The sequence below is a fragment of the Fulvivirga maritima genome (assembly GCF_021389955.1).
Classification (GTDB): domain Bacteria; phylum Bacteroidota; class Bacteroidia; order Cytophagales; family Cyclobacteriaceae; genus Fulvivirga; species Fulvivirga maritima.
Window position 1 is genome coordinate 4,853,486 of sequence record NZ_CP089980.1, and the last position, 22,224, is coordinate 4,875,709.

Genomic DNA, 22,224 nt, shown 5'->3' on the forward strand with positions numbered 1-22,224 from the left:
TTTATGCGTTGACTTTATTAAACACTGCCATTATATTTTCGGCTACTTCTTCCCAGCTGAGCTTACTAATTTCTTTTGTGTTTCCTTCTACCACCTGATTATATAATTTGTCATTGGTAAGTAGCGAGATAATATGCTTCACGAAAACGTCTACATCCCAGTAATCAGCTTTTAAAGCTGCTGGCAGTACCTCTGCTGCACCAGATTGTTTGCTAATGACTACCGGTAGCCCCATGCTGGCTGCTTCTAGCGCAGAGAGGCCAAACGGTTCAGATACTGAGGGCATACAATAGATATCGCAGCGGCGGTATAGAGCTTTCATATCTTTAGGACTTAACTGACCAGTAAAGTGAAACTTACCACTTACACTGCGGTAGGCTCCAGACTCAATGAGTTGTTTAAGGAGCTCGCCTGTACCTGCCATTACAAAACGGGTTTCAGGAATTTGTTGGTTTACTTTTGCTGCTATCTGCATGAAAATGGCTGGCCCTTTCTGACCTGTTAATCTGCCTACAAAAAGAATGAGCTTTTCAGAGAATATCTTATTGACATGCGAATGCCGGTATGCTCCTATAGCGTTATGTACAATATCTATTTTGTGATTGGGAATTTCATAATATTCATTTATGATTTGAGCGGTATATTCGCTCACAGCTATAATACGGTCAGCAGCTTCCAGTCCTTCTTTTTCTAGTTCATATACCCATGATTCGCCATGAGTGGCACTGCGATCATAGTCTAAGGAGTGAATGTGCACTATCAATGGCTTTTTAGTAGCTTTTTTTATCTCCATTGCTGCCTTCATGGTAGTCCAGTCATGGGCATAAATAAGGTCGAAATCTATGTTTTGTGAGAATGAAACCGTTTTTGATGTGAACAGAGCTAGCTCTTTTTTTACCTCACTTTCACTAATGTTTTCTTGTGTTAGCGTTTCCGAAGTATAACCACTATAAAAGTAAGGAGCCAGATTAGCTTTTATGCTAATGCGAGCGATGTCTTTAGCTACACTTATGTCACTAAATTGCTGAAAATTCACACCCGTAATCTCAGAATAATGTGTTTCCTCTATGCTATCTCCAGGCTGAATGATGGTAAGCCTGACCAGAGAGTTTAGGTTTTTTGCTATATGGTGGGTGGCAATACCAAGCCCACTGTTCAGGGCAGTGGGCTCTCCAGGGCCTAACATAAGGACTTTTAATTCATCCATAGATTTTATTTAATAGTTATCTAACATGTCCAAGAGGTTTCTTTGGAATAAATTATAATATGAATCTGAAGAACTTCTTGTTAGATAACTATCACGCAATTCTGTTCATTAGATACGCCATTATCAATAAACTTGTCGGCATCATCATCATTAGCCCAGTATTCACCATCAAGCAGGTACCTGAACTCATATTCCTGATCAGCAGGCAGCTCTTTAGTGATCTTAAATGTTCCGTTTTTGAGAGCAGTGAGCTCATCTTCTTCTTTAGCCCAATCATTAAAATTACCGCTTAGGTGTACGGTGCTGGCGCCGTTAGCTACTTTCTTGTCAATAGCGAAGGTTACTTTGCAAATAGGTTTTGATTTTAAATACTGCTTTTTAATGCTCATGGTTATTTGGTTTTATGTACAGAAATTTGGTTAAAATCTTTTAGAACATTAACGTAGAAGTTTCCATCTTCATCTTTCTCCACATCGATACTTTTTCCATCTACCGTTACTTTTTTAGGTTTGTCTATTCCGAAAAACGTCACTTTATAAGACTCGTAAAGAGTGCTAAAGTCACCTTCTACGGACTGAGTTAATTTAAATATGTCTTTTTCATTATCTACTGTAAAAGTTTTTAATGATTTGTCTCCATCCACATAATCGTAGCCTTCACCGGCATCTTCATACAATTCGGTGGAGTAGCTGCCTTCTGTGTAATACACCAATAGGTCAAGCTGATCAAAGCTGATCTGTCCTGTGTATTGCATTTTTGGCTGGAGAGGAATTACTGATCCGGCTTTAATGAAAAGAGGAATCTCCTGCAATGAGGCTACTACCTGTATTTCTTGTCCTCCTTCTGATACTTCATTATTCCAATAGTTATACCATTTGCCTTTAGGCAGATAAACGGCTCTTTTTATGGAAGACTCCAAAGACATAGGGCAAACTAATATATGATCACCTAAGAGAAATTCTTCTTCTCTGTAATAGCTCTGCACATCTCCTTGAGTAACCATATGCAGTGATTTAAGCATGGGAGTTCCTCTTTCTGCATATTGCCAGAACACCGTATAAATGTAAGGCAGCAGCTGGTATCTGAATTCAATGAATTTTTTAACTATATCGGTAAACTCTTTCTCAAATACCCACGGCTCTTTGTCACCATGATCACCAGATGAGTGTGTTCTGAAGAAAGGGTGGAAGGTGGCCATTTGCACCCAGCGCACATACAGTTCACCTGAAGGAGTACCTATAAAGCCGCCCACATCAGAGCCGGCAAATGATATTCCTGAGGCGCTCAGTCGCTGACACTGTGTATTAGCTATTCTGAGGTGATCCCAGGTAGCCATGTTATCACCAGTCCATACAGAGGCAAAGCGTTGTAGACCTGCGTAACCAGATCTGCTGATGGTAAAAGGTCTTTTGTTTTGTGGTTTTAAAAACTGCTTTTGGCCTTCATATGTCGCTCTGGCCATTTGCATTCCATAAACGTTATGTCCTTTTCTATGGCTGCAAGGGTGCCCGTCATAATCATGGCGCACATCTCTTGGAAATGAGCCTTCTTCAAACACTGCGGGCTCGTTCATATCATTCCATACTCCGGCTACGCCATCATCATTCATAAGGCCTTCATAGAGGCTGGCCCACCAGGTTCTTACTTTAGGGTTAGTAAAATCCGGGAAGTAGCACGGCCCGGGCCATACTGAGCCTTTCATTTTAGGACCATCGGCACGAATACAGAAGTAGTCATTATCCATTCCCTGTTTATACACAAAGTAGTTTTTATCTACTTTTATTCCAGGATCTATGATCACCACTATTTTGAAGCCTTGAGTTCTCAGGTCAGCTATCATTTTAGCAGGATCAGGAAAACGTGTTTTGTCCCAGGTGAAGCAGCGGTAGCCGTTCATATAATCAATATCCAGGTGAATAACATCACAAGGAATTTGCATCTCTCTAAACTTTAGAGCCAGCTCTCTTACCGTAGATTCCGGGTAGTAGCTCCATTTACTTTGCTGATAGCCTAAGGCCCACATAGGAGGGAGCTCTGGCCTACCGGTAAGCATGGTGTAGCGCTCACTGACACTCATTAACTCCGGGCCATAAATGAAATAATAGCGCATTTCCCCGCCTTGAGCCCAAAAGCTGGTTGCTCCGTGTCTCTCTCCACCAAAGTCAAAGAAAGTGCGAAAGGAGTTATCCAGGAAAATACCATAGCCGATATTATTGTGCAGCCCAAGGTAAAAAGGTATGTTTTTATATACCGGATCTGTGTCTTGAGTGTAGCCGTAGCAGTCGGTTCCCCATAATTCAAAGCGGCCATCACGAAGGTTCAGTCTGGTGGATTTGTCTCCTAAACCATAAAACTGTTCATCATCACGGCATACTTTGGTTGTAACTACTACATTACCTCCATATTTCTTTTCATCTTTCCAGTGGTAGCCTTTTTCATCTTCCACTATTAGGTTGCCCGCTTTGTCAGTGATCTTTGTCCTAAAAGAGTCTTTAAAAAGATGACAGGTGATTTTACTGGTAGAAATGACAAACTCATCCTTAGTCTCTGCCATATCAAACTGGGCAGGAGTAAAGTTGTATGCCGGATCTATGGCATATGAGAAGTCATCTTCAAAATAACCATCATGGGCAAAACGGAACTTTAATATATAGTCAGATATTACGGTGAGCTCTAATGATGACTGCTCGCCGTAAAACATTAACATATGTTCTTCTATTTTCTCGTAAGAAGTAATGGAGCCGGGAAAGAACTCCTCTTCTTTAGCTTTACCCTGAAAATTTTCAATATAATTACCTTCAAAGCCATCTGCTTGTTGGTTTACTTGACTTTCATTTTGATTTTCCATGCTACGCTTTTGGGTTGAAAAGAGAGTTCGTTGATCTCCTTAATCAAATATAATAAGATAATAAATCATTTTTCAAACAGTAGAATATACATTCGGTTTTATAAAATTTCAAAGAATTTACAATAAACGTTGCATTCAGAAGAATTTACTATTCATGAGCGTCAACTTTTCTGCTTTTGTTCGGTTATATTAATAAAATTTATTAAAATAAATAATTAAACCATCATGGTTCCATATGAATTTTTATTCATTAAATTTAATTGTCATCAATTGATTAGAATTATATAGCTATGAGTCTTAAAAATGATTCCACCTCTGAAAAGATTTTAACCGAAATATCTTGGGAAGTATGCAATCAGGTGGGCGGAATTTATACAGTTATTCGTTCTAAGGCTCCTGTTATGACTGAAGAATGGAAAGACCATTATTGTCTTATCGGGCCCTATGTGCCGGTAAATGCTGCTACCGACTTTGAACCTTTTGAAGATACAGAATCCATAATAGGCCGGGCAGTGCATGCTTGCCGTGCTAAGGGGTTTGAAGTGTACCATGGCCGCTGGTTAGTCTCTGGCAGGCCGCAGACCGTGCTTTTTCATACGCATAGCGTGATGCACGATCTGGGTAATATAAAATACTACTATTGGAAAAATCATCATATAGAGTTTACTAAATATGATCCTTTGCTGGATGAAGTGATGGCTTTTGGCTATATGGTTTACCATTTTATGTCAGAGCTGGCGCGTGAGTGTATGGAAGCAGAGGTAGACCTGCTGGCTCACTTTCATGAGTGGATGGCTGGGCTGGCAATACCGGAAATGCGCAGGATGCAGATGCCTGTAAAAACCATATTTACAACTCATGCTACCTTACTGGGGCGCTATCTGGCTATGAATGATCAAGACTTCTATAACCATTTACCATTTTTGGATTGGGAATATGAGGCCAAGCATTTTGACATTGAAACTAATGTGAAGCTGGAAAGAGCTTGCGTACACGGAGCTCATATATTTACCACAGTAAGTGAAGTGACAGGCCGGGAATGTGCCTATCTTTTGGGCCGTAGTCCTGATCATATTTTGCCTAACGGGCTTAATATAGAACGCTTCAACGTAGTGCATGAAGTGCATAACCTGCATCATGAGCATAAAAAGGTGCTGGAGCAGTTTATTATGAGTCACTTTTTCCAGAGTTATTCGTGGGATCTTAGCAAAACGCTATATTTCTTTACTTCAGGTAGGTTCGAATACCTCAACAAAGGTTATGACCTTACGCTGGAAGCACTGGCAAGGCTTAACTGGAAGCTGAAGGAAAACCATGTACCTATGACGGTAGTGATGTTTTTTATCACTAAACAGCCCGCTTATTCTATTAACCCTGATGTGCTTAACTCCAGGGCTATGCTAGATAAGGTAGCTCAAAACTGTGACGCCATAGTAAGCCAAATCAAAGAAAAGCTGTTTGTGCATGCTGCCAGCAGTATGAAAGATCACCGCTTACCAGACCTTAATGACCTGGTTGATGACTATTGGAAACTGAGGTATAGAAGAACAATACAGTCTTGGAAATCAGGTAAGTTGCCCAGCATAGTGACACATAACATTATGGAGGATGCCTCAGATCCTATACTTAACTATCTGAGAAGTGCTAACCTGGTTAATAATCAAGATGATAAGGTGAAGGTGGTTTACCATCCTGACTTTGTCTCATCTACCAATCCATTGTTTGGTATGGAATACGGTGAGTTTGTTAGAGCTTGCCATCTGGGTATTTTCCCCAGCTACTATGAACCATGGGGCTATACGCCTGTAGAGTGCCTTGCAAGGGGTGTTTCTGCAGTTACTTCTGATTTGTCTGGCTTTGGTGATTATATAAAAAACGTACCTTTAGGAGATGAGGATCATGGAGTGTTTGTAGTAGAAAGAGCGAATAAGAGCTTTGAATGTGCTGCTGAGAATCTTGCCAATATACTTTACAATTTTGTGGTGAAAACCAGCCGCATGCGTATAGAAATGAGAACCAAGTCAGAAGACCTCTCGGAGTACTTTGATTGGAGTAACCTTTATGCAGAATATAAAAAAGCTTACGATATGGCTGAACAAAGCTACTTCGTAAATGCTTAATATAATATACAGAAACTGAAACCTAAAACTAATAGAAATTATAAAACATGATTACAGAAGAACTCAAGCATGATGTTGAAAAACAAGGAATACCTTTTGATAAAGTAGAGGAACAAATAGAAAACTTCAAAAACGGATTTCCTTATCTTGATATCCAGGCTTCTGCAACCATTGAAGACGGAATCTTACAATTAACGGATTCTAAGCTATCTCATTATCTAGGCCAATACGAACAAGACGCATCATCTAAAAAGATCGTTAAGTTTGTGCCTGCCAGCGGTGCTGCCAGTAGAATGTTCAAAAGCCTGTTTGCCTTTCTGGAGTCTGATGACGATGATATTGAGAATGACGATTTTGTGAAGAAATTTATAACTGAGCTTTCTTCATTTGCTTTTTATGATGAGTTAGATAACACACTTAAAAAGAATGGATCTAGCATAGAGAAAGCTTTAGAGCGTAAAGATTATAAGAGCATAGTACATGCTTTACTAGATCCTGAAGAAGGAATGGGCTACGGAGAATTACCCAAAGGACTATTGAAATTTCATAAGTATGATGATGAGGTAAGAACTCCTGTTCAAGAACATTTTGTAGAAGGAGCTGAATATGCCGTAGGTAAAGATAATACGGTTTATTTACATTTTACTGTATCTCCTGAGCATCAGGAGCGGTTCGAGCAGCATGTTAATGAAATAAAGAAAGGCTTCGAAGCGAAGTATGGTGTGAGCTTTGTAATAAGCTTTAGCCAGCAAAAAAGGTCAACGGATACCATAGCGGTAAACATGGATAATTCGCCTTTTATTGAAGAGGATGGCAGCATCCTATTCCGTCCGGCCGGACACGGAGCTTTGTTAGAAAATCTGAATGATATTGACGCCGATCTTATCTTTATTAAGAATATTGATAATGTAGTTCCTGATAGAATTAAGAAGTCAACTACAGGTTATAAAAAGGCCATTGCTGGCGTACTATTAGACGTGCAGAGTAAGGTGTTTGAAGCTTTAGAAAAGCTTGATGCCGGCGTGAATGAAGATCTGCTTGAGTCTTTAGGTCAATTATTTGAAGGCCAATTGAATATTAAAAGACCTGATGGTTTTACAGAGTTTTCTCTGCAAGAAAAGGTAAGCTATTATAGAAACAAGCTCGACAGACCCATTCGTGTTTGCGGTATGGTAGAAAATACCGGAGAGCCCGGCGGGGGACCTTTCTGGGTGAAAGACGAAGATGGATCTTTAGCTTTACAGATAGGAGAGACCGCCCAGTTGAACCTTGATGAGCCTAAATATGAGAAAATATTCAAGGAATCATCGCACTTTAATCCTACTGACCTGGTATGCGGCGTAAGAAATTACAAAGGCGAGAAATTTGATTTATTAAAATACAGAGATCCTAAAACAGGATTTATTACCAAGAAGTCTAAGAACGGAAAAGAGTTAAAAGCTCAAGAGTTACCGGGCTTATGGAATGGTTCTATGGCCGATTGGAATACTATTTTGGTAGAAGTGCCGTTAATTACTTTTAATCCTGTTAAAACGATTAACGACCTGCTAAGAGAACAACATCAATAATTATATGTGGATTATTTAATTATTAATAAAAAGGTCACTCAAAAGGTGGCTTTTTTGCATTCTGTCAGAGGTTAGTTTGTTTTAGTAGGCGCTTTCATCAAGTATGTAGATAATGGCCTTTTCATGTTGGGTGTGATTTTGAATTTCTGAAAAAGACATGTTAAATACTAATAATAAATAACTCTCCAGTCCCTTATAATTAGGAATCAAATAAATGGTTTGGTTTTCTATTTTGATGTAAATGTATTCACTTAAGCTCGCCTTATTAATATTCTTCTTTACTGTTGTATATAAATCAGATAACTGTGCATGATCACTATTTTCAAAAAGTACTATAGCTACATAACCCTGATCACTTCTAAATGATTTGAAAGCAAATTCGGTAAGAATAATCATAGTTATGGCTATTATTAGAAATACCAATTCTTCTCGAATATTTGATTTATAAGTAATGAAAGAGGTCATTTTTAGATATTTTAATAGTCAAAATTCCAATTGTAAATGCATATTTTTTCTTAGAATATAATATAGTGGACTCCTATGTTAAAGAACAATCCTTTATTCTCGAATTCTTGGATAGGAGTTAGGTTTTGGTTTAGAGGTTTGGTAAATAGGTTTAATTGATTCGATTCTTCTGTGTATACTTCGTAAAATTTATTATTATAACCTTTTCCTATTTGCAAAACGGATGATTTCCATAATCTGAGGCGATAAAATAACTCTGCCATAGCATTTTTATTTTTAACATAAGCCTCTTCGTATACCAAATTGTCTAATCGAAAACTGTTGGCCAGCCACATCCATTCTAACCCGATAGAATGTTTTTCATTAATAGAGTAAATTCCTTTCATGTTAGCAGGAAATCGGCCAGAAATATTCCACTTGTTATTGGGCTTATAATTAACGTTGATAATTGGAACTATTTGATTACCAAAGAATTGATGTATGTATATTATTCCATATCCTAATTTTAATTTTTCGGAATACTGTTTTGTATAACTGGCCCCTGCTATGTAGACAGCATCATCAAATACTACATCATCAAACTGTGAGTTGATGCTAATATTACCTATTAATTGCAGGCTACTAGCTTTGTTGAAGCGGTACTGGTAGAGTAGGGGAATGCCTACCGAGTATAGTTTATCGTTAAAATTAATTTCGGTGCTATGAATATCTTCTTGTAAAAAACCTACGCCAGTGCCAAAAATGTATTTTTCATTAACTATTACGGGCAATAGTATTTTGGCTTGTATTTGCTGTATATAATCATTATCCGCCTCCAGGGGAAAATAGCTATAACTAAATACGAAAGGTTCTCTTTCCTGGGCCCTTGAAATAGTGGCTGATGTTAATACTGCTAACAACAAATAGAACTTAATTGCTTTTGTTTTTTTCATATGAGTTTTTTCAAAAATGGAGCATGGTCTACGTCGTAATCCAATGGATTGGGCAATGCAGACACAGACCATGCTTAAGTTTGAAATTTTATTTCATTAGTAATTTATATAGAACAGGCTCTACAAACCTGGTTAGGAATAACGAGCTTAATAAGCCGCCAATAAGGACCAGTGCCAATGGCGAGAAGAAGTCTGACCTTTCAATAACCAAAGGAATTAAAGCAAAAACCGCTGTTAATGTGGTTAGAAAGATAGGAGTGAAACGCTCTTCCCGAGCCAGCTCTATGGCCTCATCTATGGAATGGCCCGCAGCCCGCATTTGATTAGTGAAATCTACAATGATAATGGTGTTTTTCACTTCAAGCCCCACAAGAGTTACCATACCAATAAAAGCTGTGAAGGATAGTGAATAACCAAAAATCCATAAGGCCACCACGGCACCGAACATGCCTAAAGGTATAGCTGAGGCAACAATTAAGGTGCCTTTAATTCCATGAAAGGCCAAAATTAAAACTGCTGCTATAGCAAAAATAGCGATGAGCATATTAGTGGCTAATCCACCAAAGCTCTCTTTTTGCTTTTCCTGCTCTCCTCCCACTTCGTATGAATAATGAGCAGGCCAATCCATAGCTTTAATCTTTTCCAGAATCTTAGCATTTACCTTACTTGTTAAATAACCTTCATCTGTAGAGGAGGTTACTGTTACGCTTTTACTTCGGTTATAATGCTGAATTTCAGGTGGAGCATTTTCAAAATGCCAGTTGCAGACGGCTTTAAAAGGAACCAATTCTCCAGATAAAGATGACACTCTAATATGCTCAAATGCTGAGAAGTCTTCTACTTCTTCAGGGTTCAATTGAACCATGATTTTAGGGTTATAATCTATGCCATTGGTGCCCATAATATCTGCTACAGGAATACCATTGAAAGCCATGCGGATGGTTTTCGCTATTTCCGCGTAGGTAACTCCTAAAGCCGCAGCTTTGTCATTATCTACCTCAATTTTAAGGTCAGTTTTGGTTTCTCCCATCGGATTATTTACATATAATGTTCCTTCGGTCTCCTTCATCAATCCGGCTACTTTGGCTGATAACATTTGTAATGTGTCTATATTTTCACCGAGAATCCTTATTTCGATAGGATCAGTTATGGGTGGCCCTTGCATGAATTCTCTGATTTCAATATCTGCGGCAGGGTATTGAGCAAAATCCTTCCTGATATTTACTATCATTTCATTGAAATCGTCTTTATGATATTCATCTACTTCACAAAAGACTTCAGCAAAGTTTGCTTTCTGAGGTTCTTGCCCCACATTGTAGTATATTTTAGGGTTGCCTTTACCAATATTACTTGCCACCGATGTTATTTCAGGGTAGTTTTTTAAATGGTCCTCCACATAATGCACTACACTATCAGTGGTAGCTATATTTTTTTCTTTCGGTAAAGTGATATCTACATAAAACTGTGGTTTTTCTGCGGTAGGGAAGAAGGTGACGCCTATTACTTTGATTAAAAGAAAACCTATGAAAATGAGTCCTGCGGCAATTACGAGGGTAGATTTTGGGTATTTCAAACATTTGTGAAGTACTGTAAGAAATGGTCCCTCATTCAGGCGCATTACCCAGCGATAGAATTTGTTATCACCCAGATCCTCTTTTAGGATATATTTTGAAATTAATGGAGTTAGTGTTATTGAAACAAAAAAGGACCCGCACATGGTGTAAACCACTGCCATAGGTAAGCTCCTGATAAAATCGCCAGTACTTCCATCTAAGATCATCAATGGCAAAAAGGAAAGAAGTATACAAATGGTAACAGATATGATTGCTCCCATTAGCTGATTAGTACCTTCTATAGAGGCCTCTAATTTAGACTTTCCTTTACGCAGCTTGGCCACAATATTTTCTACTACTATTATACTGTCATCAACCAATAATCCTAGTGCAATTACTAATCCTACAATAGAAAACTGATTTAATGAAAAGCCTGTAAGGTGCAATAGTGTAATACCAATAAAAATGGAGGTAGGCACAGTGAACATCACTACATAAGAGGCCCGTAATCCTAATGGTAAAAGTGTAAATAATACTAATACTATAGCTATGATAAAATCTCTGTATAAGCCATTTAGCCTATGAGATACACTTTTGCTTTGATCAAATATTTTTATTACTTCTATGTCATTATTTGAATCATAATAGTGACTCATTTTTTCTTCTATGTTATCATTTACATTGAAGATATTGGTGTTTTCAAGCTGATTTGCGGTGATGAAAATGGCCTTTTTCCCATTATACCTGGCGTAATAGCTCACGTCTTCATAACCTTCTGTAATCCTGGCAATGTCTTTCAAATATACCTGCTGACCAGCATTGCTATTAATAATGGTATTCTTAATAGCTTCTACAGATTCATAATCTCCCGTGGTTTTTATATTATAACGGTTAGATGAAACGTCTACATAACCACCCGGAATACGCGTGGCTTCACTGGCAATGGCATTGGAAACCTGCGACAGGGTGAGCTGATAAGCCTCCATTTTATGCATATCCACAGTTACTTTTATCTGTTGCTCCGGGTTGGCGTGAATATTAACCTCCTGTATACCAGAGGCACCTTCAAGGCTACTCTTAAGTTGCTCAGCAAAAACTTCCAGTTCTTTGTAACTTTTATTTTCTGTAGTCAGAGCATATTGCACAATATTCACATTAGTGGTAGAGCCTTGAATAACCTGTACATCAGTAACCCCTTCAGGAAAATCTACCTGCTCCTGGTTTACTTCTCTTATAACTTCATCGTATTTCTTGTCTACGTCTACATTTTGCAGAAAGGTCACCTGAATGGTGGCTATACCATCATTTATTTTGGTTTTGATTTGGTTCACATCTTCTAACGATCCCAAGGCTGACTCCAAAGGTTTTACTACCTGCTGTTCCAAATCCTCTGGACTGGCACCCGGGTAGATGGCTGCCACCTGATAGATAGGAACCGGAAATAATGGATCCTCTGTTTTGGACATTTCCAGAAACGATTTTACTCCCCAAAATACAATGAGTAGAAAAATACAGACCGTAAACTGCCAGTGCTTTATAAAGAATTGAGGTATGTTCATATCACTTCACTATTTCTATATGTTGACCCGGTCTCACTTTTGATTTTCCGGTTATAATAATTTTCGTTTCCTCAGAAAGTGTTTCACTTACTGTTACATTTTCTTTAGCCACATCTAATATGTGCAGTTGCTTTGCCTTTACCTTTTTGTTATCATCTACCAGATAAACTGATCCTTTTAAATTGTTTTCCATAGTAACAAAAGCCTCTACTGGAATTTGATAGTATTCTGTGGGATTCGTTAATGGTATGTGCAGTTTACCTGTGAGCCCGTATACTATTTCCTCTTCGGGGGCGGTAAATGAAACCACTACTTCATACGTGCCCGTCTTTGAATTAGGGACAGATGATAATCTTTCGATGTTGCCTTTAAAGGTTTTATCAGCAAAGACAGTTAATGTGAGGGTAACAGCTTGGCCTTCTTTTAAGTGAACTCGATCCTGATCAGTTACGCCAGCTGTAAAAGTCCATTCTTCATTAGAATCGGAATCTTTACTTCCAATAGTAACCACCGGACTCCCTGGGTTTTTATATTCTCCTTCAGAAAGCTGTTGATCTATAATGAAGCCTGAGCGTGGAGCTTTTAATACAGTTTGAGATTTATTAAATAACAGACTTCTTTTTTCTTCCTCAGCCACATCTAGTTCGGTCTGTAAATCCTGAACCTGTTGTAGTGTAGCAATAGTATCTTTTAGCAATATCTCAGCTCTAGCCAGATCTCTTTTTAATTTATTGATTTTCAGGTTGCTTTGACCTATCTGGGCATCCAGCTCTGTAGTATTTAATACAGCTATTAGCGCACCTTTCGAAACAAAATCTCCCTGGTTGGTATATACTTTTTCTGCCAAGCCACCTGTTTTGAAAGACAGGCTAAGTTGTGTGTCATTACCAATTACACCACTGGCCTCAATAGCAGTGTTCCATGATCCCTTTTTTGGGGTAATGGTTTCTACCCTGGTAATGGCAGGTTCCTTGGTAGTCTTTTCTTTTGAACAAGAACAAATACATAAGATGAAGATGAAAAACAGCCATGTTTTGAATATATTTTGTTGATTCATATTAGTGAAGAATTAAAATTGTATTGCCTGTTTCTTTTAAGTATTGGGCTTTTTCTTTATGGAGTTGGTAAAACCAAGATGCTCTATCTTTGTCAGCCTTTAGTAGTTGTGTTTGAGCATCTGTAAGCTCTAAAATGGAGGCAGAACCTAATTGGTATTTTTTTAATACCGTTTCATAATACTCTTTGGCATATTTGTAACTGCTGGTTACAGAGCTAAAGTTTTCGGTATGAGTTTGTAATTCTGCATAATGCCTGCGTTCATTCATCTCTAACTCATTCTTCTGTAGTGCATATTGTGTTTTTAACTCCTCCAGTTGCCAATAATTTTGATATGATTTGGCTTTGTTTATACCGCTATTGAAAATATTCCAACTTAGAGATAGTTGTAATTGAGCCATAGGAAGCCTTTCATTATCAAAATCTAGCTGAGAGCCTTGTATACCGCCAAATGCTTTAAATTGGATATCTGGTAAAGAATTTGACTTTATTAGTTTGCTTTCAGCTTCATAAGCTTCTTGTTGTTTCTGTATGGTATTTAGCTTGTATGAAGATAGAGAATCTGCCTGCCGGGTTACTCTGTAGTTGGCTTTCTCGTCTAGTATATAGGCATTGTCTATTTCAATGAGATCAGTAAATGGTCTATTCAATAGAAAGTTGAAATAATACTGACTGTTGCGTTTAGCAGTGCTAGCATCTCTCAATTGTCCTTCTATTGAGGCTACATTATATTTTGCTTTATAGAGTGCATCTTTGGTTTCAATATTAACGACTATCAGTTTTAAAATGGCTTCCTCATTCTTTTGGGCCAACTTTAAACCATCCTTAATGACCTTTTCAATCGTAAGACACTCTAAATATTGATAATAAGCTTCCTCAATAGTTGCTCTTAATTCTGTTTTAAAATCACTTAAATTAGCTGCTACTGCTTCGCTTTGGGATTTGTAAACGGCTTTTTGATACTTGAGCTCAGGAATATATATAGGTTGAGTGACCTGAAGGCCTCCAGAATACATGTTTTGTGGAGGTAAGTATAATTCGCCATTTGAAATATTCCCTAAGTTTGAGTTTTCTATCACCCCGGCTAACCCTTCATTATTTTCAAAAGGAATCCCTTCTCTTATATTTCTGGTATAACTGGCAATAACATCTGCTTGAGGTCCATATTTCCTTTTTATTTCCAACAATGCAGCTAGAGACTTTTCGTAATTGGCGTTCAGTGCATTGATTTGTAAGTTGCTGGAAATACCTTCATCGATATAACTTTCCAGAATATCTTGTGCCAGAGAGGGAGAAGCTACAAGTATGAGTACAGAAATGACCAATACTAAATTTTTCATTTGATTAATCATTAGTACGTGTCCATTCCTTGGTTCGGGAGAACCAACCCTTTTTACCAGTAACCAATAAAGTATTATCATTTTTAAAGGATACACTACAGTCGAACCAAGTTTCATTCTTCGGAGAATATACTTTTCCGTTGTTGTATTCACCATCTTGACTTTGCAGCTCTTTAATTATTTTCTTTCCATTTTTACCTTTCTCCCACAGAAAGGCTTCATAAGTGCCATCTTCTGTTTTGTGAAATTTAATTTCATGGCTGTGGTCATCATTTATCCATGTACCCAAAAGCTTGTCTGATTCTTGAGCACTACAAATACATAACCCTATCCCTAAGAAGAAGAGTAAGAAAATGAGTTGTTCTTTAGTGATTATTTTCATGTTTTTACTTTTTTATAGTACAAACATGCTATGTATAAAGTACTTAAATCATCAATATTGAGACCAGAAGGGCAATTATAATTATGAAAGGGACAATTGTAGAGATGGAGGTCGTGATTAAACTTAACGCTAAAAATGAGATATTTACCAGTTATAAACAAAAAAGACAGCCCATTTGCTGTCTTTAAAATAATCTAATTAATGATTTTCTTCCATCCATCGTAAAAATGGAGTGCTCTTTTGTTTGCTAACGATTACTTTGTCAGGGAGAGATACTTTGGTATGAACGTATAATTTTCTGGCAAAGTAAGGCTCTACTGCCTCTATAGATTGGAATGATAAAATAAATTTTCTATTAGCCCTAAAGAATAATTTCGGATCTAACATTTGCTCTAGCTGCTCTAGTGTATACTGAATGTTGAATTTATGATTTTTATAAGTCATTAAGTAGGTCATTCCGTTTTCAGCATAGAAACTTGCTATGTCTTGTACATCTAGGGGTATCATTTTTTCTCTGTAATGAATCAGAAAGTTATTCCTAAAAGCTTGTTCATGAACCCTGATTTCTTTTACAATTTCTTTTATGGTAATTTTTTCTTCTCCAAAAATATTGGCGAAGTTTTGATATTGTTGCATACTCTTTTGTAGCTTCTCTTCATCAAAAGGTTTTAGAATATATGCCACTCCGTGGTTTTCAAATGCTTTTATCGCATACTCATCAAATGCGGTACAGAAAATAACCGGACATTCTAGTTTCACTTTTTCAAAGAGGTCAAAACTAAGGCCATCAGCTAATTGAATGTCACTAAAAATAAGATCGGGACTTTCATTGTTTTCCAGCCAACTTATTCCGTCTTCTACACTATCAATAATATCTAGAATTATATTTGAACTATCGAGCTTCTTTAGTAAATATTCCAGATCGTTGGCTGTGGCTATTTCGTCTTCTAAAATAAGTATTTTCATGATGACTGTATTATTGGAATATTTACTTGAAAGGTGCTTGAGTTTTTATCAATTGTTATCCCTGCTTCTGATAATAACAAATAGCGCTTATGTATATTTGATAATCCGACATTCCCAGAGGTTTCCACAGAACTTTTTGGTTGATAATTGTTCATGATCACTAACTTATCTTTTGCAGCATTGATTTGAATCATCAAAGGTTTTGTTTTTGAAACAATATTGTGCTTCACTGCATTTTCCATTAATAATTGTAAAGTAAGTGGAGGTATTAGACAAGCCTTCACTTCGTTTGGTATGCTAATAGATATAATTAAACTCTCGCCAAATCTACTTTTCAAAAGGTAGCTGTACGCTTTTACAAATTCCAATTCTTCAGAGATGGTTACTGTGGGGTGTTCTCTATGTGCTAATAAAAACCTATATACTTCTGAGAGTTTTACTATAAAATCTTCAGAGCCATTAGGGTTAGTTCTAACCATAGATTTAAGCGTGTTCATGGAATTAAATAAAAAATGGGGGCTTAGCTGTTCTTTTAGAGATGAAATGTTAGCTTCCAATTGCTTTTGTTTGAGTTTCTGTAGCTCCATGGCATTACGCTGTTTTTCTCTTAGTACATCAATATAATACACCACGAAAGAAATAAGACCGCCAATGAGTAACCCTCGGAAGAAAATCATTAACAGCTTCATGGTGCCTGTAAATACACTTACTACGGTGTCGTAAAGACCCCATAGCATACCAATAGAATCGAAAAATAGAGTGAGTAGTAAAGTAGTAATGAGACAAGCCGCGAAATACCAAAATGATTTTCTAATGTGTTTCATGTATAGCTGAAACAATGTCCAGCAGGCAGTGATATAGAGCAATACTGAAGAAAGTTGCCTGATTACTTCTATGGATGAATCCACTGACACACGGAGCATTAACGGAAATGATATTACACAGGAAAAGGCCAGGATAAATATTATACCTACGGACCAACTTTTATCTTTCATATTTCAACTTATCCTAATTTTATAGAATGGCAATTCGTGCATTAACTTAGTTTAGGCTTAATACAACTGAAGCTACATTATTTGCTTGAAAATAGAGCTTATGTGAAATAATATTTAAAAAATCAAAATTGGTATTTCGCCATTAATACCATTCTTGAAGGGGTAATTATAAGTACAAGGCTTTAAGATTGATTTCCGAATTATAATGAAACGGGCATAAGTTCTGATGAAGAGTCCTAAATACTTATTTAAATCTATTGAGGATGTAGCCCTTTAATTAATGATATGACAAAAAAATGCCACCTATTTTTCAAAGTGATTATTTATCAATTTGAAAATTAAAGGCGGCATTTGAAATGTTATTGAAACTAGTAGGGGAGAGGTGATTTATGCCATTTCTACTAATTTCCTGCTATACTGTTATCTACGCTTATAATTTCTATCTCAGTTCTTCTGTTAATCTCTCTACCATCTTCTTCATCATCGTTAGATACCAGCGGTCTTTCTTCTCCAAAACCTTTTGCTGATAATCTGTTAGGATCAATGTTATGGCTGATCAGGTAGTCTACTACCGACTGTGCTCTCTTTTTAGATAGCACTTTGTTATACACAGCATTACCTATGTTGTCAGTATGGCCGTTAATCTGTACGGTCATTTTAGGGTTCTCAGAAAGGAGTGATCTGATTTGGAATAATTCCGCTAATGATTCCGTTCTCAGATCAGACTTACCAGTATCGAAGAAAATGTTTTTAAGGATAACTTTTGAACCTACTTCAGCTTTTTGAAGTAGAATGTGAGTATCTAGCTCAGGCATTTCTGTGTTTTTAGGTATGCTAAAGTTAATAGAGTTGAAGAGGTATCCTAACCTGGTGGTGGTAACACCGTAGTTACCTCCATGCGGGATTATCAATTCAAAATCACCACTTACGGGATCTGATTTAACCTCTGCCAAAATAGTGTTGGATTCGTTATCTATCAACTTCATGGTAGCATATAGCGGCTTGGCATCACCGGCGTCTATTACCTTACCTTTCAAAATAGTTACTACACCTTTTTCTTTTTGTTCGTTGATAAAGTCTTCATCAAAGTATTTTACACTGGCCTTTTCTATTACTTCAGCTTCTTCAGCAGAAGGAACGGCTACTTGTGCTACCGGTGATTGTACTTCATCCACAAACGGTTTTTCTACAGCCAGAGGAGCAGATTTTTCTTCTTCTGGCTCAGGTTCAGGCTCCTGAACTTCCTGTCTCGGAGTCTCTACTTGTGCTACTTGCTCTTCTACCTCAATTTCTTCTTCCACTTCAGGCTCTTGCTCTACTACTGGCTCTTTATCTTCTTTTGGTTTTTCCTGTACTGTAGTAGGAGAGGTGGTTTTAGGTGTTACCACCGCTACCTCTTCTTTTGTATCTATTACTGGAGTTTCAGGCTCGGCAGTGGTCTTGGTTTCTTCAGGTTCTGCTTTAGCAACGGTTATTTCCGGCTCTACTTCCACTTCTCTGGCAGGTGCGCTTACTTCTTCCTGTTGGGTAGGCTCTTCTTCCAGCCTGGCTATTACCTGAGGATCTACATCAGGAGACACTTCCGGTCTTTCACCTTCTGGCCATTCATGAAAAATGATCTCATAGATATCAGCATCGCCTTCGCCATCGGGCTGAGATGAGGCATAGTATCCGTGCTTGTTATCAGGTGAAATGGTGAAATAATTATCATTAAATACGGTATTAATAGGATAGCCCATATTTACAGGCTCCTGATATCGGCCGTTAATTACTCGACTGTAATAAATGTCATTGCCACCCATTCCTGTATGGCCATTAGAGCCGAAGTAAAGAGTTTTGCCATCAGGTGAAATATAAGGCGAATCTTCGCTGAAATTAGTATTGATAGTGGGACCGAGGTTAACAGGCGTACTCCATTCTCCATTTTCTCTTAAATCAGTTCTATAGATATCTAGTCCTCCTATTCCGCCGGGGCGATCACTACTAAAGTAGATAGTTTTACCATCAGCAGTAATAGAGGCCGAAGTCTCCCAAAATACAGAGTTAATTTTGTCAGTCATTCTTTCTGGCTCTGACCAGAGGTTATTTTCTTTTGTAGCGGCATAGATGTTTCCACCACCTCTTTCATAATACAAGTACAAGGTCTTACCATCAGGGGAAATGGAGCAGGCAGCATCATGATACTTGATATTAATCTTAGGGCTTATCTTTTTAGGATCATCCCATTGGCCATTTCTTTTGTGAGAAATGTAAATGTCTTCATAATAGCTGCCATCAGTAAGTCTAAGACCTCCGGTAGAACCATTACGGCTGGAGGTGAAGATTAAAAAACGTCCTTTAGGATCTATAATAGGCGCATAATCATTATAACGGCTGTTGATGGGCTCTCTCAGGTTTCTTACCTCTGTGTTTTGCTTTTTGGCAATAGAGGCCATACCAAAGTCACATTCCTTAATTTTTCTTAAGGCCTTTGCTTCATTCTTCTTCTTGAGATCTTTATAGATATGAAATACTTTCTTAGCCTTTTCCAGATCATACTGATACTGATAAGCAATACCCAGGTAATAGGTGATTTCCCTGTCTATTTTAGGATTAAGTAGATATACTTTTTCCAGGTTTTTTAATGCCTGATCTACATCTCCGGCTCCCAAATAAGCCAAGCCGAGATGGTAGGTAATAGTTGCATTACCTTTTCTGATGCGTGCGGCACGTTTAAAATCACCTATGGCGCGGTCATATGCACCTATTTTATAGTATTTTTTACCCCTTTTTAAATAAAACTTGTGGCTCTGACTGTAGCCACTGGTTAGGGCGAAAAGTAGCTGAAAAATAAGCAGAAACCCTATAACTCTTCTTCTCACTGCTGAAGTAGTTTTTTGTTAGTAAATAAAAAAATAAGCCTTCCTAATGAAGTAAATGGGTCGTAAATTATTCATAATCACACATAAAAGAAAGTTTAAATTTAATTTTCAATCGGTTTGTGTAATTTTAATTTCTTTCTCACCTCAAATTTATAAAATGAAACGGATTCTGCCTTTCTTATTAATCTTTTACGCTTGTTCTTTTAGTAAAAAAAATGCAGATAATATTGTTTATAAGGTAGGTCAGTACTTTGCTCCGGATAAAAGAGTGGTTTTATATGACCTGACTTACAACAACGGAATTCTAAAAGGTGAAACCTCTTCATTTCTTGCTTATCAGGCACTGAAGGATAGTCTAGGTCGATTAGATATTGATTATATAGACTCCGTACAGGTGCTGCCTATAGATACTAATAAACACGCTGTGGTAAGCCTGTCAGTAGCAAATTTAAGGTCTGAAGGAAGGCATTCTTCTGAGTTAGTTACGCAAGCACTGTGTGGCACACCGCTGCTGGTGTTAAAACAAGAGGGAGGCTGGCTGCTGGTGCAAACGCCCGATGCGTATATTGCATGGGTAGATGAAGGTGGGGTGACCATTAAAAATGCCGATGAAATGAATGCCTGGGAGAGATCCGAAAAGCTTATTTTTACTAATACTACTGGCTATTTGTTTAAAGATAGTACTTATTCAGAAACGGTGAGTGACTTGGTGGCTGGTGATATATTGAAGTTAACAAAGAAAGGTGCAGACTTTAGTCATGCGAAAATGCCAGACGGAAGAGCAGGAGTAGTGCTTAATGATCAAGTGGATTTGGTTTCAAATTGGTCAAAGGAAAGGGAGGTGAATGATGCTGAACTAAAAGAAGTGGCTTTTAGCATGATGGGCGTACCATACTTATGGGGAGGCACCTCAGTGAAAGGTGTAGATTGTAGCGGTTTTACTAAAACCATTTATTTTATGAATGGCTATATTATACCCAGAGATGCCTCTCAGCAGGTAAATGAAGGTCAATTAATTGATGAAGATAAGAACTGGGAGAATTTGCAAACTGGAGATCTACTGTTTTTTGGCAGGGAAGCCACAGATCAAAATCCTGAGAAAGTGGTGCATGTAGGCATGTGGATTGGTGATGATCGGTTCATTCACTCTAGTGGCAAGGTTCATATCAGTAGTGTGAACCCTCAAGACTCTTTGTATGACGAATATAATGTGAATCGTTATTTGAGGACAAAAAGAATAATTAAAAGTCATACCGATGGTATAAAACCGCTGGCATCTATGCTTGAGCATCGCTGAGCAGTGGAGCTGCACAGCGATACAAAAGCAAAATCTATTAGTCTTTCATGAATTTTAAAAGCGGCTTTATAAATTTGTCATAAGCTTCAATGTGTGGCAAATGCCCAATGCCATCAATCTCTACTAACTCAGCGTTAGGTATGGCCTTCTGAGTCTTTTTTCCAAGTTCAGGATATAAACCCATGGTTTTGCGTACTTCTTCGCTCACCAGATTTTTGCCTAATGCGGTACGGTCTCGCTGCCCTATAATGAGTAGTGTAGGAGCTTTTATATTAGGAAATTCATATACTACCGGTTGAGTGAATATCATATCATAAGTAAGGGCACTATTCCACGCTACTAAAGGGTATTCAGGGCTCTTAGTCCAGCCAGCTAATATGTTTACCCATTCGTCATATTCAGGTTTCCATTTTCCATCATAATAGCTCTCTTTCATATAGCTTTTTATACCAGCGTAGTTCTTTTTAAGCTCTTGCTGGTACCATTTATCTACGCCTGTATAAGGCACTTTGAGTTTCCAGTCTTCTAATCCTATAGGGTTTACCAGTATAAATTTATCTACTATATCAGGAAACATCAGTGTGAAGCGGGTAGCCACCATGCCTCCCATAGAGTGCCCAAGTACACTAATTTTTTCAATACCTATAGAGTCTAATACCGCCTTAGTATTGGTGGCTAGTAGCTGAAAAGTGTACTGAATATCTTTGGGCTTGCTAGATTTTCCAAAGCCAATTTGATCAGGAATAATTACCCTGAAGCCTGCTGCACTGAGGTCTTTGGCGGTTTGGCCCCAGTAAGCACCACAGAAGTTTTTACCATGCATCAGCATGATAGACTTACCATTGGGTTTTTCAGGCTTTACATCCATAAAGGCCATTTTTAAGGATTCACCTTGTATGTTCAGGTTAATATATTCTACGGGATAAGGATACTCATACCCTTCAAGTGCTATTCCTAATGGCTTAATGTCCTGAGCCACTCCTAAACTTGAAATCAATAAGGCTAAGCTGAGTAATAGTCTTGTTTTTCTCATAGGTCAATTAGGGTTTTAAAATTTAATGTTGTAACAGAATAA

General features: G+C 37.8%; 16 protein-coding genes. 3 read left to right on the forward strand and 13 right to left on the reverse strand.

The features are described from left to right. Nucleotide 1 precedes the first annotated feature (1 nt). From LVD15_RS20445 to LVD15_RS20455, 3 genes are all read right to left on the reverse strand, one after another. A complete protein-coding gene (locus LVD15_RS20445) occupies nucleotides 2–1,207 on the reverse strand; it encodes a glycosyltransferase family 4 protein (protein ID WP_233777062.1) in 1,206 nt (401 codons plus the stop codon). Between the two features lie 80 nt (nucleotides 1,208–1,287). Further along, nucleotides 1,288–1,596 carry an isoamylase early set domain-containing protein gene (locus LVD15_RS20450; RefSeq protein ID WP_233777063.1) on the reverse strand — a complete coding sequence of 103 codons (309 nt, stop codon included), beginning with the start codon at nucleotides 1,594–1,596 and terminating at the stop codon, nucleotides 1,288–1,290. Nucleotides 1,597–1,598: 2 nt separating this feature from the next. Continuing rightward, nucleotides 1,599–4,055: a glycoside hydrolase family 31 protein gene (locus LVD15_RS20455; RefSeq protein WP_233777064.1), complete on the reverse strand. Its 2,457-nt coding sequence runs from the start codon at nucleotides 4,053–4,055 to the stop codon at nucleotides 1,599–1,601. Between the two features lie 290 nt (nucleotides 4,056–4,345). On the opposite strand from LVD15_RS20455, the gene LVD15_RS20460 reads away from it, so the two are divergent. After that, nucleotides 4,346–6,175, forward strand: a complete 1,830-nt coding sequence (locus LVD15_RS20460) for a glycosyltransferase (protein WP_233777065.1) — start codon at nucleotides 4,346–4,348, stop codon at nucleotides 6,173–6,175. Between the two features lie 47 nt (nucleotides 6,176–6,222). Further along, nucleotides 6,223–7,743, forward strand: a complete 1,521-nt coding sequence (locus LVD15_RS20465) for a DUF4301 family protein (RefSeq protein WP_233777066.1) — start codon at nucleotides 6,223–6,225, stop codon at nucleotides 7,741–7,743. Between the two features lie 81 nt (nucleotides 7,744–7,824). Here LVD15_RS20465 and LVD15_RS20470 read toward each other — a convergent pair whose 3' ends face one another. The 9 genes from LVD15_RS20470 to LVD15_RS20510 form a co-directional block, all read right to left on the reverse strand. Further along, nucleotides 7,825–8,208, reverse strand: coding sequence for a hypothetical protein (locus LVD15_RS20470; protein ID WP_233777067.1), 384 nt, complete (start codon nucleotides 8,206–8,208; stop codon nucleotides 7,825–7,827). Between the two features lie 50 nt (nucleotides 8,209–8,258). Continuing rightward, nucleotides 8,259–9,140: a DUF6268 family outer membrane beta-barrel protein gene (locus tag LVD15_RS20475; RefSeq protein ID WP_233777068.1), complete on the reverse strand. Its 882-nt coding sequence runs from the start codon at nucleotides 9,138–9,140 to the stop codon at nucleotides 8,259–8,261. An 88-nt stretch (nucleotides 9,141–9,228) separates the two neighbouring features. After that, nucleotides 9,229–12,252, reverse strand: a complete 3,024-nt coding sequence (locus LVD15_RS20480; RefSeq protein WP_233777069.1) for an efflux RND transporter permease subunit — start codon at nucleotides 12,250–12,252, stop codon at nucleotides 9,229–9,231. A 1-nt stretch (nucleotide 12,253) separates the two neighbouring features. Further along, a complete protein-coding gene (locus tag LVD15_RS20485) occupies nucleotides 12,254–13,309 on the reverse strand; it encodes an efflux RND transporter periplasmic adaptor subunit (protein ID WP_233777070.1) in 1,056 nt (351 codons plus the stop codon). Between the two features lies 1 nt (nucleotide 13,310). Next, nucleotides 13,311–14,648 carry a TolC family protein gene (locus LVD15_RS20490; RefSeq protein WP_233777071.1) on the reverse strand — a complete coding sequence of 446 codons (1,338 nt, stop codon included), beginning with the start codon at nucleotides 14,646–14,648 and terminating at the stop codon, nucleotides 13,311–13,313. 4 nt (nucleotides 14,649–14,652) lie between these two features. Beyond that, complete coding sequence (locus LVD15_RS20495) at nucleotides 14,653–15,030, reverse strand: DUF2147 domain-containing protein (protein ID WP_233777072.1); 378 nt, start codon at nucleotides 15,028–15,030, stop codon at nucleotides 14,653–14,655. A 198-nt stretch (nucleotides 15,031–15,228) separates the two neighbouring features. After that, entirely contained in the window at nucleotides 15,229–15,996 is a 768-nt protein-coding gene (locus LVD15_RS20500) for a LytR/AlgR family response regulator transcription factor (RefSeq protein ID WP_233777073.1), read from the reverse strand. After that, a complete protein-coding gene (locus LVD15_RS20505; protein ID WP_233777074.1) occupies nucleotides 15,993–16,991 on the reverse strand; it encodes a sensor histidine kinase in 999 nt (332 codons plus the stop codon). Before LVD15_RS20505 ends, LVD15_RS20500 begins: the two co-directional genes overlap by 4 nt. 401 nt (nucleotides 16,992–17,392) lie before the next feature. Continuing rightward, the gene (locus LVD15_RS20510) at nucleotides 17,393–19,852 is read right to left on the reverse strand and encodes an OmpA family protein (protein WP_233777075.1); all 2,460 of its coding nucleotides are present in this window, start codon (nucleotides 19,850–19,852) and stop codon (nucleotides 17,393–17,395) included. Nucleotides 19,853–20,009: 157 nt separating this feature from the next. On the opposite strand from LVD15_RS20510, the gene LVD15_RS20515 reads away from it, so the two are divergent. Further along, entirely contained in the window at nucleotides 20,010–21,149 is a 1,140-nt protein-coding gene (locus LVD15_RS20515) for a C40 family peptidase (RefSeq protein ID WP_233777076.1), read from the forward strand. A gap of 37 nt (nucleotides 21,150–21,186) precedes the next feature. Here LVD15_RS20515 and LVD15_RS20520 read toward each other — a convergent pair whose 3' ends face one another. Continuing rightward, nucleotides 21,187–22,182 (reverse strand): alpha/beta fold hydrolase, encoded by a 996-nt coding sequence (locus LVD15_RS20520; protein WP_233777077.1) that lies wholly within the window; start codon nucleotides 22,180–22,182, stop codon nucleotides 21,187–21,189. Between the last annotated feature and the right edge of the window lie 42 nt (nucleotides 22,183–22,224).

Bases quoted from the DNA above. Each gene is read 5' to 3' on its own strand.
- LVD15_RS20480 (WP_233777069.1), bottom strand. From the start codon at position 12,252: ATGAACATACCTCAATTCTTTATAAAGCACTGGCAGTTTACGGTCTGT.
- LVD15_RS20505 (WP_233777074.1), bottom strand. From the start codon at position 16,991: ATGAAAGATAAAAGTTGGTCCGTAGGTATAATATTTATCCTGGCCTTT.
- LVD15_RS20450 (WP_233777063.1), bottom strand. From the start codon at position 1,596: ATGAGCATTAAAAAGCAGTATTTAAAATCAAAACCTATTTGCAAAGTA.
- LVD15_RS20455 (WP_233777064.1), bottom strand. From the start codon at position 4,055: ATGGAAAATCAAAATGAAAGTCAAGTAAACCAACAAGCAGATGGCTTT.
- LVD15_RS20500 (WP_233777073.1), bottom strand. From the start codon at position 15,996: ATGAAAATACTTATTTTAGAAGACGAAATAGCCACAGCCAACGATCTG.
- LVD15_RS20475 (WP_233777068.1), bottom strand. From the start codon at position 9,140: ATGAAAAAAACAAAAGCAATTAAGTTCTATTTGTTGTTAGCAGTATTA.
- LVD15_RS20445 (WP_233777062.1), bottom strand. From the start codon at position 1,207: ATGGATGAATTAAAAGTCCTTATGTTAGGCCCTGGAGAGCCCACTGCC.
- LVD15_RS20485 (WP_233777070.1), bottom strand. From the start codon at position 13,309: ATGAATCAACAAAATATATTCAAAACATGGCTGTTTTTCATCTTCATC.
- LVD15_RS20520 (WP_233777077.1), bottom strand. From the start codon at position 22,182: ATGAGAAAAACAAGACTATTACTCAGCTTAGCCTTATTGATTTCAAGT.
- LVD15_RS20465 (WP_233777066.1), top strand. From the start codon at position 6,223: ATGATTACAGAAGAACTCAAGCATGATGTTGAAAAACAAGGAATACCT.
- LVD15_RS20470 (WP_233777067.1), bottom strand. From the start codon at position 8,208: ATGACCTCTTTCATTACTTATAAATCAAATATTCGAGAAGAATTGGTA.
- LVD15_RS20490 (WP_233777071.1), bottom strand. From the start codon at position 14,648: ATGAAAAATTTAGTATTGGTCATTTCTGTACTCATACTTGTAGCTTCT.
- LVD15_RS20515 (WP_233777076.1), top strand. From the start codon at position 20,010: ATGAAACGGATTCTGCCTTTCTTATTAATCTTTTACGCTTGTTCTTTT.
- LVD15_RS20460 (WP_233777065.1), top strand. From the start codon at position 4,346: ATGAGTCTTAAAAATGATTCCACCTCTGAAAAGATTTTAACCGAAATA.
- LVD15_RS20495 (WP_233777072.1), bottom strand. From the start codon at position 15,030: ATGAAAATAATCACTAAAGAACAACTCATTTTCTTACTCTTCTTCTTA.